This window comes from Streptomyces sp. NPDC032940, assembly GCF_040636935.1.
Lineage (GTDB): Bacteria > Actinomycetota > Actinomycetes > Streptomycetales > Streptomycetaceae > Streptomyces.
Window position 1 is genome coordinate 100,580 of sequence record NZ_JBEZVJ010000003.1, and the last position, 12,791, is coordinate 113,370.

The 12,791-nt window shown below is 72.4% G+C and carries 14 protein-coding genes; 8 read left to right on the forward strand and 6 right to left on the reverse strand.

The genetic code is table 11. The features are described from left to right. Positions 1 to 10: 10 nt before the first annotated feature. The 5 genes from AB0E77_RS05405 to phoU form a co-directional block, all read right to left on the reverse strand. The gene (locus tag AB0E77_RS05405; RefSeq protein ID WP_361565863.1) at positions 11 to 502 is read right to left on the reverse strand and encodes a hypothetical protein; all 492 of its coding nucleotides are present in this window, start codon (positions 500 to 502) and stop codon (positions 11 to 13) included. 30 nt (positions 503 to 532) lie between these two features. Continuing rightward, complete coding sequence (locus AB0E77_RS05410; RefSeq protein WP_361565866.1) at positions 533 to 880, reverse strand: hypothetical protein; 348 nt, start codon at positions 878 to 880, stop codon at positions 533 to 535. A gap of 135 nt (positions 881 to 1,015) precedes the next feature. Next, complete coding sequence (locus AB0E77_RS05415) at positions 1,016 to 1,264, reverse strand: SCO4226 family nickel-binding protein (protein ID WP_361565869.1); 249 nt, start codon at positions 1,262 to 1,264, stop codon at positions 1,016 to 1,018. A gap of 99 nt (positions 1,265 to 1,363) precedes the next feature. Further along, entirely contained in the window at positions 1,364 to 1,519 is a 156-nt protein-coding gene (locus AB0E77_RS05420; RefSeq protein ID WP_361565871.1) for a hypothetical protein, read from the reverse strand. 133 nt (positions 1,520 to 1,652) lie between these two features. Beyond that, on the reverse strand, positions 1,653 to 2,342 hold the full coding sequence (gene phoU / locus AB0E77_RS05425) for a phosphate signaling complex protein PhoU (RefSeq protein WP_361565872.1): 690 nt from the start codon (positions 2,340 to 2,342) through the stop codon (positions 1,653 to 1,655). 201 nt (positions 2,343 to 2,543) lie between these two features. On the opposite strand from phoU, the gene AB0E77_RS05430 reads away from it, so the two are divergent. Both AB0E77_RS05430 and AB0E77_RS05435 read left to right on the forward strand, forming a co-directional pair. Continuing rightward, entirely contained in the window at positions 2,544 to 3,878 is a 1,335-nt protein-coding gene (locus AB0E77_RS05430) for an ATP-binding protein (RefSeq protein WP_361565875.1), read from the forward strand. After that, a complete protein-coding gene (locus tag AB0E77_RS05435; RefSeq protein ID WP_004929857.1) occupies positions 3,875 to 4,555 on the forward strand; it encodes a response regulator transcription factor in 681 nt (226 codons plus the stop codon). Before AB0E77_RS05430 ends, AB0E77_RS05435 begins: the two co-directional genes overlap by 4 nt. Before the next feature lie 101 nt (positions 4,556 to 4,656). Here the strand turns inward: AB0E77_RS05435 and AB0E77_RS05440 are convergent, their stop codons facing one another. After that, positions 4,657 to 5,346, reverse strand: coding sequence for a DUF461 domain-containing protein (locus AB0E77_RS05440; protein ID WP_361565878.1), 690 nt, complete (start codon positions 5,344 to 5,346; stop codon positions 4,657 to 4,659). A 689-nt stretch (positions 5,347 to 6,035) separates the two neighbouring features. Here AB0E77_RS05440 and AB0E77_RS05445 point away from each other — a divergent pair. The 6 genes from AB0E77_RS05445 (at position 6,036) to AB0E77_RS05470 (ending at position 12,783) form a co-directional block, all read left to right on the forward strand. After that, the gene (locus AB0E77_RS05445; protein ID WP_003953493.1) at positions 6,036 to 6,518 is read left to right on the forward strand and encodes a CarD family transcriptional regulator; all 483 of its coding nucleotides are present in this window, start codon (positions 6,036 to 6,038) and stop codon (positions 6,516 to 6,518) included. Positions 6,519 to 6,829: 311 nt separating this feature from the next. Next, a complete protein-coding gene (ispD, locus tag AB0E77_RS05450) occupies positions 6,830 to 7,606 on the forward strand; it encodes a 2-C-methyl-D-erythritol 4-phosphate cytidylyltransferase (protein ID WP_361565881.1) in 777 nt (258 codons plus the stop codon). Continuing rightward, positions 7,596 to 8,099 (forward strand): 2-C-methyl-D-erythritol 2,4-cyclodiphosphate synthase, encoded by a 504-nt coding sequence (ispF, locus tag AB0E77_RS05455; protein WP_361565884.1) that lies wholly within the window; start codon positions 7,596 to 7,598, stop codon positions 8,097 to 8,099. Before ispD ends, ispF begins: the two co-directional genes overlap by 11 nt. Before the next feature lie 318 nt (positions 8,100 to 8,417). Continuing rightward, complete coding sequence (cysS, locus tag AB0E77_RS05460; RefSeq protein WP_361565887.1) at positions 8,418 to 9,815, forward strand: cysteine--tRNA ligase; 1,398 nt, start codon at positions 8,418 to 8,420, stop codon at positions 9,813 to 9,815. A 148-nt stretch (positions 9,816 to 9,963) separates the two neighbouring features. After that, positions 9,964 to 10,905, forward strand: a complete 942-nt coding sequence (gene rlmB / locus AB0E77_RS05465; protein WP_361565890.1) for a 23S rRNA (guanosine(2251)-2'-O)-methyltransferase RlmB — start codon at positions 9,964 to 9,966, stop codon at positions 10,903 to 10,905. A gap of 132 nt (positions 10,906 to 11,037) precedes the next feature. Next, positions 11,038 to 12,783 carry a DoxX family membrane protein gene (locus AB0E77_RS05470; RefSeq protein WP_361565893.1) on the forward strand — a complete coding sequence of 582 codons (1,746 nt, stop codon included), beginning with the start codon at positions 11,038 to 11,040 and terminating at the stop codon, positions 12,781 to 12,783. Positions 12,784 to 12,791: the final 8 nt, after the last annotated feature.

The following is a 12,791-nucleotide window of genomic DNA, read 5'->3' on the forward strand; positions in this document are numbered from 1 at the left end:
GAAGAGGGCCTCAGCGCCCTCCGGACCGGGGCCTGCCTATCGCCAGGTCCGTCCGGGCCGCCTTGTGGAGGTCGTTCAGCGCGTCGATGAGCGCCCGGCCCAGCTCGTCGCGGCGGGCGGTGGGCGCGTCGGCCGGGTCGCGGGCGTGGCCCAGCAGGTCCCACAGGCGCTCGTTGACCTTCCACGCCGCCCGGGAAGCTTCGTCCTCCGCGAGCAGGACGAGGCCCTCGAAGAGGACGGAACGCCGGTGCTCCGTCGTCTCCATCTCCGCGAGCGCCTCGGACGGGTCGTCACCTCGTTCACGCGCCTCGAGGGACGACTGCGCGGCCCGTGCCTCCTCCTTCACACAGGAGACGTACTCCACGTACGCGTCGAGCTTCCGCTCGTCCCACCGCGTGGCCAACGCCTGCCGGAACTTGGCCCGTTCGGCCAGTGTCGCGGCGAAGAACGACGTGACCGCGCCCAGCAGGACACCGACCAGGGTGATGATCTGACTTGCCATGGAGCCAAGTTAGCGATCGACGCGGCCGGTTCAGCCCGCCGAAGGCGCGTGGCGTCGCCGCCGGCCCCGGAGCGACTCCAGCGTCGCGCCCAGCGCCAGGGACTGGAGCAGGGCCGCGACCGCGATGCCGCCCGTGAAGAACCACACGGGCGCCTCCGCGCCCCACACCGCCTGGCCGAGCCAGGCCACGAAACCGAAGGCCGGGAAGCTGAACAGGGCCGGCCAGACCCAGACGAAGGACGCGTCCGCGTCGGGCGTGAGCAGCGGCTGCGCCGCGGCGAAGGCGACGGCTCCGCCCACCAGGGTCAGGTAGGCCACCGAGGCGGGGTTGGCGAAGGTGAGGCGGGCCAGGGTGCGTATCGGGCGGCGGGCGTTCATCGGCGTCTCCCCGTGGGTCGTTGTCCTGCTGTCAGGGTCGGGCCGGGGAGCCCTCCGCGTCCTGAGTACCCGTACTCACGCGGTGCGGCGCGACGGCCTACGGGGAGACGACGGCCTACGGGCAGACAGGCGCCGTCAGACGATCATCGACACCTCGTGGATCTCGTCCGCCTTGTGCCCCGCGCGTTCGTGGACGCGCTGGACAGCCTCGGCCGACGGGCCCTCCGACAGGCAGTAGATCGTGCCGGACTCCGGGTCCGCCCACGCGTGCTCGAAGTGCACACCCTCTTCCTTCTCCCGCTCCAGATCGTCCTGGTGCGCCTGGTGGAACTGGTCCGGCGTGATGCCGCGCACGCCGCGGTGCACGTCCATGAAGTGAGCCATGGCCTCGCACCCCCTTCAGGGTCTCTCCCCTCCAGGGTGCGCCCGTACGGCGGCCGGAGCGAGCCCGGCCGCCGTACGCGTCACCGCGTCATCGCCCCGTCAGCCGCACTGACACGGGTTGCCCGACTGGCAGCCGCAGCCGCAGCCCGAACCGCAGCCGCAGGCGGCGATCAGGGGCAGGCTCCGGAGGTCGGCGGGCTGCTCGCTCCGGCGTTCCTGCGCGGGGTCGGGCGTCGTGCTGGGGGAATCGGCCATGGGTTCCTCCTCGAGGCTGGTGCCTGAGCCCATTGGAAGCCCGGAGCCCTGGTCGCATCAACGGCGCACTGAGGTTCCCCCGCGCGCCCCCGGCCTGCCCTCCGATGCGCCCCGTCAGGCCCCTGAGGCCCTCTCAGGCACCCTCCACCCCCGTCGCCGGCTGGATGTCCGCCTGGAGCTCGTCCGCGTGCTCGCCCGTGACCAGGTAGACCACCCGCTTGGCGACCGCCACCGCGTGGTCGGCGTAGCGCTCGTAGTAGCGGCCGAGCAGCGTCACGTCCACGGCCGTCTCGATGCCGTGCTTCCAGCGGTCGTCCATCAGGTGCTGGAACAGGGCGCGGTGCAGCAGGTCCATCGCGTCGTCGTCCTGCTCCAGCTGGAGCGCCAGGTCCACGTCCTTGGTGATGATCACCTCGGCCGCCTTCGCCATCAGGCGCTGCGCGAGCTGGCCCATCTCCAGGATCGTGGCGTGCAGGTCGTGCGGGACCGCCCGCGCCGGATAGCGCAGCCGGGCCAGCTTGGCCACGTGCTGGGCCAGGTCGCCCGAGCGCTCCAGGTCGGCCGACATCCGCAGCGAGGTGACGACGATGCGCAGGTCCGTCGCCACCGGCTGCTGCCGGGCCAGCAGCGCTATCGCCTTCGCCTCCAGCTCGTGCTGGAGCTCGTCGACCTTCTGGTCGCCCTCGATCACGTGCTCGGCCAGCTTCAGGTCGGAGTCGAGGATGGCGGTCGTGGCGCGCCCGATCGCCGACCCGACCAGCCGGGCCATCTCCACCAGACTGTCGCCGATCGAGTCCAGTTCCTCGTGGTACGCGTCCCGCATCAGGTTCCCTCTCGTACGTCCTGGGAGGGGGTTCGCATCCCTCGCCGCACCCCCACGCTTACACGGTCCGGCCCGCACGCGTCCGTTTCCGGCACCACAAGTGAACCGGCCCTGGCGCCAAGGTGAACTCTGGGCGACGAGTGTTCGAGGTCGCACTCCGATGGCTGATGCGGGGCCGTTCGCCATGCCTAACCTGGACGCATGGACGTGAACGCGGCGGTCGCCGCAGCGGCAGCGATCGCCGGAGTGCTCACCGGTGTCATCGCCATGCTGGCGTTCCGCTGGAGCGAACGCGACCAGAAGCGCCCCACCCGCACCTCCCTGCACACCGACCCGGTGCTCCCGCCCGGCGTGGACACCGTCCTGTCGGTGCTGCGCTCCTCCGCCGTCGTCCTCGACGAGGCCGACGCGGTCGTCAAGGCCAGCTCGGCGGCGTACGCCCTCGGCCTGGTCCGGGGCGGCAAGCTCGCCGTCGACCCGATGCTGCAGATGGCCCGGGACACGCGGCGCGACGGGGAGATACGGCAGGTCGAACTGGACCTGCCCAGGCGGGGCACCGGACGCGGCGAGGCGCTCGCCGTGTCCGCACGCGTGGCGCCCCTAGGGTCGCGGCTGGTGCTGCTGCTGGTCGAGGACCTCACCGAGGCCCGCCGGATCGAGGCCGTGCGGCGCGACTTCGTCGCGAACGTGAGCCATGAGCTGAAGACACCGGTCGGTGCGCTCTCGCTGCTCTCCGAGGCCGTGATGGACGCCTCGGACGACCCGGAGGCCGTCGAGCGGTTCGCCGGACGCATGCAGATCGAGGCGACCCGGCTCACCAACCTCGTGCAGGAGCTCATCGACCTGTCGCGGGTCCAGAACGACGATCCGCTGGACGACGCCGAGCCGGTCCGCGTGGACGAACTGGTCGCCGAGGCCATCGACCGCTGCCGGCACGCGGCCGGCACGAAGCAGATCACGATGGCCGCCGGAGGCACCGCGGACCTGCACGTCCGCGGCAACCGCGGCCAGCTCGCCGCCGCCCTCGGCAACCTCGTCGAGAACGCCGTCAACTACTCGCCCGCCCGCACCCGCGTCGGCATAGCCGCCCGGCGCGTCAGCGCTCCCGGCGGCGACCTGATCGAGATCGCCGTGACCGACCAGGGCATCGGCATCTCCGAGAAGGACAAGGAGCGCGTCTTCGAGCGCTTCTACCGCGTCGACCCGGCCCGCTCCCGGGCCACCGGAGGCACCGGGCTGGGTCTCGCGATCGTCAAGCACGTGGTCGCCTCGCACGGCGGGGAGGTCACGGTGTGGAGCGCCGAAGGCCAGGGCTCCACGTTCACCCTGCGACTGCCGGAGTCGGGCACCTCCCGCGACCGCGCAGCGCGCCGGACCGCCCACGACGCCGCCGACGCCGGCCCCGGGAACCAGGTGGAAGACCTGGACCTCGGGCACGTGGAGCACGGCGAGATCGCCGGCGGCGGACGGTCCGCCCCCGCTTCCCCCGACACATCCCCGTACGCTTCGCTTCCCGCCCCGGAGGTCCTTCCGTGACCCGTGTGCTCGTCGTCGAGGACGAGGAGTCCTTCTCCGACGCCCTGTCCTACATGCTCCGTAAGGAGGGCTTCGAGGTCGCCGTGGCGACCACCGGGCCCGACGGACTCGACGAGTTCGAGCGCAACGGCGCCGACCTCGTCCTCCTCGACCTGATGCTGCCCGGCCTGCCGGGCACCGAGGTGTGCCGACAGCTGCGCGGCCGCTCGAACGTCCCCGTGATCATGGTGACCGCCAAGGACAGCGAGATCGACAAGGTCGTCGGACTCGAGATAGGGGCCGACGACTACGTCACCAAGCCCTTCTCCTCGCGCGAGCTGGTCGCCCGCATCCGCGCCGTACTGCGCCGCCGGGGCGAGCCCGAGGAGGTCACCCCCGCCGCGCTGGAGGCCGGGCCGGTCCGCATGGACGTCGACCGGCACGTGGTGACCGTCGGCGGCACCAAGGTCGACCTGCCGCTGAAGGAGTTCGACCTGCTGGAGATGCTGCTGCGCAACGCCGGTCGGGTGCTGACCCGCATGCAGCTCATCGACCGGGTCTGGGGCGCCGACTACGTCGGTGACACCAAGACCCTCGACGTCCACGTCAAGCGGCTGCGCGCCAAGATCGAACCCGACCCGGGCGCGCCGCGGTACCTGGTGACGGTGCGCGGCCTCGGCTACAAGTTCGAGCCGTAGCCGGCCCGGCCCCGGCCACCGGGGCGGACGGTACGACGAAGGGCGGGACCCCGGAGAGGGTCCCGCCCTTCGTCGTACCGTGCTTTTCCGGCGTACGGGCCTCAGTGCCCGGCCGTCTCCTCGTGCTCCTCGCCGTCGGCCGCCGCACCGGTCGCGTCCGCCGAGGCACCCTCGGAGGCGTCCGCCGAAGCGCCGTCGGCCGGGACGCCCGAGCTCTCGCCGGCGGCCGGCTCCCCGGAGGCACCCGCGGACGGCGACGCCGAGGCGCTGGGCGTCGCCGGCACGTCGGCCGGGCCCCACGAGGAGAAGTAGCTCTCTGCGGGGACGACGAAGGCGCTCAGGCTCACGTCACCGGTCTCGCTGAGGGCGAAGGTGACCTTCTGCGCGTTGCCGTCCTGGATGGCCTCGCGGCTGCTGGGCAGCACCGCGGTGGCGTTGCCCTCGCCGCCCAGGATCAGGCGCCCGCCGGCCGGGATGGTCAGGTCCTTGGCGCCCTTGGCGGGCTTGAGCTCCGCGGACTTGCCGGCGACGGTGACGGAGTCCAGCTTCTGGTCGGTCGTACCGCCGTTGAACAGGGTGGCGGAGACCACGGCCGGGCCGGTCGACTCCAGGTCGGGCTGCGTGATGACGAGCGCGTTCTGGATCTTGATGTCACCGACGGAGGTCGCCGCGTTGTCCGGCTTGATCTCCAGGGTCTGGGCGTTGTGACCGGCACCGCACGCGGCGAGCGAGGCGATCGAGAACGCGATGGCGGCGGCGGCGAGGGCACCGCGTCGAAGGCTGCTGCTCACGGCGGCGGCAACTCCTTGGACTCGAGCGAGGCGGCGGCCAACGGATAAAGCCGCCCTAAGTGTCTGTCAGCGGCCTTAGGTTACCGAGCCGTTCCCGGGCCGCCGCACCCGACCCTCCCCGGAGGCTTCCGGCTTCGCCCGGCAGGCGGTAGTGACGGCGTCGGCCGGCCGCGGGAAGGGCCCGTCCGGCGCACCGGCATCGGGCGTCACACACACCGGCATCAGGAGTCGCATTGGTACGCAGAGTCAACACGTACTCATCCGCCATTCGGATAAGAAGCGCCGCCATACGGGTGCCCTGCCCGTGCGCGAATTTTGCGTGAAGGAATGCGCGGACGGACCGGGAATTGATCACCGGCGGGGGCGGGCCGGACGTGCCCGTGATCAATTCCGGATTCGACCGGAAGCCCGCGCCGGACGCCGAACGGAGTAGCGGAAGTCGCACGCATGGAACCGGACATATGGGGATCTTCGGTCATCCGGCGGCCCCTCCCGACGTGTGTGACGTGCATGTTTCACCCGGCCGTAAGAGCCGCTCCGACCTGCGAATACCTTCTTCCGCTCACCCGGCGAAGCACGTTCCTGTTGCTGTTGTCAAGCCCCGAGATATGCCCTGACCTGCGAAAACGCCATTCAGAAGACGCCGTATCCGTGTTACCCTGGATAGCCACGGAAGGGGTACCTGTCACATGACGTTCAAGGTTGGCGACACCGTGGTCTATCCCCATCACGGGGCCGCGCTGATCGAGGCTATCGAAACTCGCCAGATCAAAGGCGTGGACAAGACCTACTTGGTGCTGAAGGTCGCCCAGGGTGACCTGACGGTACGTGTGCCAGCGGACAATGCGGAGTTCGTCGGCGTGCGTGATGTGGTCGGTCAGGACGGGCTGGACCGGGTCTTCGAGGTGCTGCGCGCGCCGTATGCCGAGGAGCCCACGAACTGGTCGCGTCGTTACAAGGCAAACCTGGAGAAGCTCGCCTCCGGCGACGTCATCAAGGTCGCGGAAGTCGTGCGCGACCTGTGGCGGCGTGAGCGCGAGCGCGGACTCTCCGCAGGTGAGAAGCGCATGCTCGCCAAGGCCCGCCAGATCCTGGTGAGCGAGCTCGCTCTCGCGGAGAACACCAACGAGGACAAGGCGGAGGCCCTGCTCGACGAGGTGCTCGCCTCCTGAGGCGACACGCTCGCGGGACCTGACGCGAGAGACGGCCCACCGGCCGCTCGAGTCGGTCCCACTCGGTTCAGCGCACGGAAATGCCGCGGTGCCCGATGACATCTGTACTGTCGCCGGGCGCTGCGGCATCTTCGTACCCCGACGCCGTACGCCTTCGTACGCTCATCCCGGGAGGCTTCCCCCCGGTCCTGGCGTGCCGGGCCCGGGCTGCTGGCTCGACCAGGGTCACGGAAGGGTCCGGTCAAGGCGTCGCGCCCGGCACGGTGAGGCCATACCCAACTAGGTCGAGCACACAAACCTGACAGGAACCGATGTCTGACGAATCGCGCCCCACGCCCGCGCAGCCGCCCGCCGAGGCCCGCCCACACGCCCGGACCGCGGCCGTGATCCCGGCCGCCGGCCGCGGCGTACGCCTCGGCCCGGGTGCCCCGAAGGCCCTGCGTTCACTGGGCGGCACGCCCATGCTCATCCACGCGGTCCGCGCGATGGCCGCGTCCCGCGGGGTCTCCCTGGTCGTCGTCGTGGCCCCGCCCGACGGCGCCGCCGAGGTCAAGAGCCTCCTCGACGTCCACGCCCTGCCCGAGCGGACCGACTTCCTCGTCGTCCCCGGCGGCGAGTCGCGGCAGGAGTCCGTACGGCTCGGCCTGGACGCGCTGCCGCCGGAGTACGACATCGTCCTCGTGCACGACGCGGCGCGTCCGCTGGTGCCGGTGGACACGGTGGACGGCGTGATCGAGGCCGTGCGCGAGGGGGCGCCCGCCGTGGTGCCGGCGCTGCCGCTCGCCGACACCGTCAAGCAGGTCGAACCCGCCGCGGCGCCGGGCGAGCCGGAGCCCGTGGTGGCGACGCCGGAGCGGGCGCGGCTGCGGGCCGTGCAGACGCCGCAGGGCTTCGACCGGGTCACGCTGGTGCGGGCCCACGAGACCGTGACCGAGGACGTCACCGACGACGCGAGCATGGTCGAGCAGCTGGGCCTGACGGTGGTGGTCGTGCCGGGGCACGAGGAGGCGTTCAAGGTGACCCGCCCGCTGGACCTGGTGCTCGCGGAGGCGGTACTGGCGCGCAGGAGGCTGAACGATGGGTTCTGAGGTTTCCTTCGTGCTGCCGCGGGTCGGGATCGGCACCGACATCCACGCCTTCGAGGACGGCCGCGACCTGTGGTGCGCGGGGCTGAAGTGGGAGGGCGAGGGGACGGGGCTGGCCGGGCACTCCGACGCGGACGTCGTCGCGCACGCGGCGTGCAACGCGCTGTTCTCCGCCGCGGGCCTCGGTGACCTGGGGCAGCACTTCGGCACCGGGCGGCCGGAGTGGTCCGGCGCGTCCGGGGTGACCCTGCTGACGGAGGCCGCGCGGATCGTGCGGGCGGCCGGATTCCGGATCGGGAACGTCGCGGTGCAGGTGGTGGGGCCGCGGCCGAAGATCGGCAAGCGGCGGGACGAGGCGCAGAAGGTGCTGTCCGAGGCGGTGGGGGCGCCGGTGTCGGTGTCGGGGGCGACGACGGACGGGCTCGGGTTCCCCGGGCGGGAAGAGGGGCTGATGGCGGTGGCCACGGCGCTGGTGGTGCGGACGGGGGTGGAGTGACGGGCGCTGCCCGTGCCGGGTGAGTGTGGCGTCCGTGTCCGTGCTCGTGCCCGGTGGTCGCGGGGCTCCGCCCCGCACCCCGCTCCCGCACCCCGCCAGGGGCTCCGCCCCTGGGCCCCGGCCTACGCCCACCCACACCCGACTCGGTCGGACGAGCGGTGACCGCCGCCTCCTGGCTCGGTCGGGTGAGGGGTGGGGGTGGGACGGGGCTCGGGCGGGCGGTGGCCGGTGCCCCCATGGGCGGTGTCTTCGGAATCGGTGTGGTGACAAGCGGGCCGTGCGCCCCTGGCACTGCCCGGGGCCCACTACCCTGGACCCGTGACTATTCGCCTGTACGACACCAGCGCCCGGCAGATCCGTGACTTCGCCCCCCTCACGCCCGGGTGTGTCTCGATCTACCTGTGTGGCGCCACCGTGCAGGCCGCCCCGCACATCGGGCACATCCGCTCCGGTCTGAACTTCGACATCATGCGCCGCTGGTTCGCGTACCGCGGCTACGACGTCACGTTCATCCGGAACGTCACCGACATCGACGACAAGATCATCTGGAAGGCGGCCGAGCAGAACCGCCCCTGGTGGTCCATCGGATACGAGAACGAGCGGGCGTTCAACGACGCCTACGACGCGCTCGGTTGCCTGCCGCCCACCTACGAGCCCCGTGCCACCGGCCACATCACCGAGATGGTCGAGATGATGCGCGGCCTCATCGAGCGCGGGCACGCCTACGAGGCCGAGGGCAACGTCTACTTCGACGTGCGGTCCCTGCCCGGCTACCTCTCGCTGTCCAACCAGGACCTCGACGAGCTGCGCCAGCCCGCGGGCGAGGGCGAGACCGGCAAGCGCGACCCGCGGGACTTCGCCATGTGGAAGGCGGCGAAGCCCGGGGAGCCCAGCTGGGAGACGCCGTGGGGACGGGGCCGGCCCGGCTGGCACCTGGAGTGCTCCGCCATGGCGCACAAGTACCTCGGCACCGAGTTCGACATCCACGGCGGCGGGATCGACCTGATCTTCCCGCACCACGAGAACGAGATCGCCCAGGCCAAGGGCTTCGGCGACGCGTTCGCGCGCTACTGGGTGCACAACGCCTGGGTCACCATGAGCGGCGAGAAGATGTCCAAGTCGCTCGGCAACAGCGTGCTCGTGAGCGAGATGGTGAAGAAGTGGCGGCCGGTCGTGCTGCGCTACTACCTCGGCACCCCGCACTACCGCTCCACCATCGAGTACAGCGAGGAGTCCCTGCGCGAGGCCGAGTCGGCGTACGCGCGGATCGAGGGCTTCGTCCAGCGCGTCACCGAGCTGGCCGGGACCGTCGAGCCCGCCGCCGAGGTGCCGCCCGCCTTCGCCGAGGCGATGGACGACGACCTGGGCGTCCCGCAGGCGCTCGCCGTCGTGCACACCACCGTCCGGCAGGGCAACAGCGCACTGGCCGCCGACGACAAGGAGGCCGCCGTCGCCCGCCTCGCCGAGGTCCGTGCCATGCTCGGTGTCCTCGGACTCGACCCGCAGGCCCCGCACTGGGCCGGCGAGGCCGAGCAGGGCGAGGACCTGCACCACGTCGTCGACAGTCTCGTACGCCTCGTCCTCGACCAGCGCGAGGCCGCCCGGGCGCGGAAGGACTGGTCGACCGCGGACGCCATCCGCGACCAGCTGAAGGAGTCGGGGCTGGCCATCGAGGACAGCCCGCAGGGACCCCGCTGGAGCCTCGGCTCCCGCTGAGCCCCTCGGTCCCGGAAGATCGACTGTGCCGCCCGGCCTCCCGGGCGGCACACTGCATAAGACGCAACCGCACAAGACGCACCAAGCACCGAGCACCGAACACCACGCACACCCGCGTGAAGACGTAGAGAGCGGAGACAGGTAACTCATGGCCGCGAACAACCGCCGCATGTCCGGCAAGAAGGGCGCGCAGGTCGGCAGCGGCGGCAAGCGACGCCGGGGCCTGGAAGGCAAGGGGCCGACGCCTCCCGCCGAGATGCGCAAGGGGCACGCCAAGCAGCGCGCCGCGAACGCGAAGGCCCGCCGTGCCGCGGGACGCCCGCAGCAGCGTCGCGGGGGCGGCCGGTCGACGTCCGAACTCGTCGTCGGCCGCAACCCCGTCTACGAGGCGCTGCGCGAGGGCGTGCCCGCCTCGACGCTCTACGTCCAGCAGTTCATCGACAACGACGAGCGGGTCCGCGAGGCGCTCCAGCTCGCGGCCGAGCGCGGCAACATCAACCTCATGGAGGCGCCGCGGCCCGAACTGGACCGGATGACCAACGGGCTCAACCACCAGGGCCTCGTCCTCCAGGTCCCGCCGTACGAGTACGCCCACCCCGAGGACCTGGTCGCCGCCGCCCACGACGAGGGCGCGGACCCGCTGATCGTCGCCCTCGACGGGGTGACCGACCCGCGCAACCTCGGCGCGGTCGTCCGCTCCGTCTCCGCCTTCGGCGGCCACGGCGTCGTCGTGCCCGAGCGGCGCGCGGCCGGCATGACCGCGGGCGCCTGGAAGACGTCCGCCGGCACCGCGGCGCGTACGCCGGTGGCCCGCGCCACCAACCTCACGCGCGCGCTGGAGCAGTACCAGAAGGCCGGCATCACGGTCGTCGGCCTCGCCGCCGACGGCGAGGCCGAACTCGGTGACCTGGAGGCCCTGGACGGGCCCGTGGTCGTCGTGGTCGGCAGCGAGGGCAAGGGCCTGTCGCGCCTGGTCGGCGAGACCTGCGACGTCCGGGTGCGGATCCCCATGCCCGGCGGCGCCGAGTCGCTCAACGCCGGTGTCGCGGCGGGCATCGTGCTCTACGAAGCGGCACGCCGCCGCGCCTGACGGTGCGAGAGGGACCGGATGTTCGATCCGGTCCCTCGAACGGGGTGTTCCGGGCGGTCCGGACAAGCTTGACGCGGTCCGGACAGATCCGGCGGGCCGAGGCAGTGTCCTAACGACACATCACTCGGTTAGATGAGCGTGGACACCAGAACACCCCGCACACCCACGGGGGACCGCTCGTCGGGATACGACGACGTTCCCGCGCTGAGCATGGTGAAGGTGCCGAGCGATCCGGCCCAGGTCATCGTCAACCACGCGAGCTTCCGCGTGCAGCTCGGTGCCTCCGCGCGGCGGACCCGGTCCCCGCGGATCGCGCGGCACTTGAGCGCCACCCAGGACACCGCCCGCACGCCCGTCGCCGGCACCGGGGTCCCCACGCCCGCCCGGCGCCGCCCCGTCGTCTGGAGCGGCCGGTCCGACCCGGACGACACCGGTGCCCACCGGCTGCTCCAGGCGGTGCGGGCCGGCGCGGGCCGGCACGTCGAGGACCCGCTTCCCGACCTCACCGCCGACGCCGGCGCCACCCAGGTCATCCCCCGCGTCGGCGGAACCGGCCACCCCGGCTACGACCCGTACGACGACTTCGGCGACGGCCCCGACACCCAGCCCCTCGAGACCCCCCTCGTCGGCGCCCAGCGCGGCCCCGCCCGCGGTGACGGCACCCGGCTGCTGCCCGCGATGCGCCCCGTGGGCAGCGCCTACGACGAACCGGGCTACGACGAACCGTCCTACGGCGCCGACGACTTCGGCCGTTCCCCCGCCGGTCACGACCACGGCGACGGCACGGACACGCAGCCGCGCACCCGGCGCCACGCCGACGACCCGTCACGGCACGCGTACTACCCCGGCCGCCGCATCAACCTCGGCGTCGTCCTGCTGCCGCTGCGCGTCTTCCTCGGCTTCATCTCCGTCTACGCCGGCATGGGCAAGCTCTGCGACCCCGTCTACTTCGACGGCGGCGAGCGCGGGTCCATGGTCAAGTGGCTCAACACCCTGCACCCGTGGGACGTCGCCGAACCGCTGCGCCAGTTCGCCCTCGCGCACCCCGTCGGCTCCGGCCTGGTCATCGCCTTCCTCCAGGTCATCGTCGGCGTCCTGACCGTCCTGGGCTGCTGGCAGCGCGTCGCGGCCGTCATCGGCGCGATCCTGTCCGCCGCGCTCCTGGTCACCGTCAGCTGGAAGAGCACGCCGGTCTACGACGCGCCCGACATCATCTACCTCGCCGCCTGGTCCCCGCTGATCATCGCGGGCGCCCCCGTCTACTCCGTGGACGGCCGTCTCGCCGGCGGTGCCTGGCGCCGCCTCGGCCCCCGCGCCGACATCTGGGACCTGCGCCGCTACGTGCTGCGCCGCGGCGCCCTCGTCACCTTCCTCGTCGCCGGCGTCACCCTCCTCGTCGGCTCGCTGCTCGGCGGTGCCGTGCGCGACGCCGACCGCGTGGTCGTGCCCGGCCCCGGCGAGGGCCCGCGCAACGAACTCCCCGGCTCCCCGCTGCCCCAGGACCCCGGCGAGCGGAAGGAGAAGACGCCGGAGGCCTCCTCCTCCGCATCCACGGAGGGCGCCACGTCCGGCGCCGAGGCCACCCCGTCCCAGGACGGCGGCACCACGCCGGGGGCGACCAGCGACAGCGGCTCCACTCCGGGCGGCGCCCCCAGCCAGACCCAGGGCACCACGGGCCAGGCCCCGCCGCAGCGGACCTCCCCGGCCGGACAGGCACCGAGCACCAGCGCCGGCCCGACCTCCGGCGGCACGGCCACCGGCTCCACCGGCGACGGCTCCACCGGCTCCACCGGCTCCACCGGCACCGGCGAGGGCTCCACCGGCTCCTCCTCCACCGGCCAGCCGGGCAGCCGCCTGGTGGGCGGCCTCCTGGGCTAGGCCGCCTC

Coding starts and splice junctions, on each gene's coding strand:
- AB0E77_RS05405 (WP_361565863.1), bottom strand. CDS start 502: ATGGCAAGTCAGATCATCACCCTGGTCGGTGTCCTGCTGGGCGCGGTC.
- AB0E77_RS05410 (WP_361565866.1), bottom strand. CDS start 880: ATGAACGCCCGCCGCCCGATACGCACCCTGGCCCGCCTCACCTTCGCC.
- AB0E77_RS05415 (WP_361565869.1), bottom strand. CDS start 1,264: ATGGCTCACTTCATGGACGTGCACCGCGGCGTGCGCGGCATCACGCCG.
- AB0E77_RS05420 (WP_361565871.1), bottom strand. CDS start 1,519: ATGGCCGATTCCCCCAGCACGACGCCCGACCCCGCGCAGGAACGCCGG.
- phoU (WP_361565872.1), bottom strand. CDS start 2,342: ATGCGGGACGCGTACCACGAGGAACTGGACTCGATCGGCGACAGTCTG.
- AB0E77_RS05430 (WP_361565875.1), top strand. CDS start 2,544: ATGGACGTGAACGCGGCGGTCGCCGCAGCGGCAGCGATCGCCGGAGTG.
- AB0E77_RS05445 (WP_003953493.1), top strand. CDS start 6,036: ATGACGTTCAAGGTTGGCGACACCGTGGTCTATCCCCATCACGGGGCC.
- ispD (WP_361565881.1), top strand. CDS start 6,830: ATGTCTGACGAATCGCGCCCCACGCCCGCGCAGCCGCCCGCCGAGGCC.
- ispF (WP_361565884.1), top strand. CDS start 7,596: ATGGGTTCTGAGGTTTCCTTCGTGCTGCCGCGGGTCGGGATCGGCACC.
- rlmB (WP_361565890.1), top strand. CDS start 9,964: ATGGCCGCGAACAACCGCCGCATGTCCGGCAAGAAGGGCGCGCAGGTC.
- AB0E77_RS05470 (WP_361565893.1), top strand. CDS start 11,038: ATGAGCGTGGACACCAGAACACCCCGCACACCCACGGGGGACCGCTCG.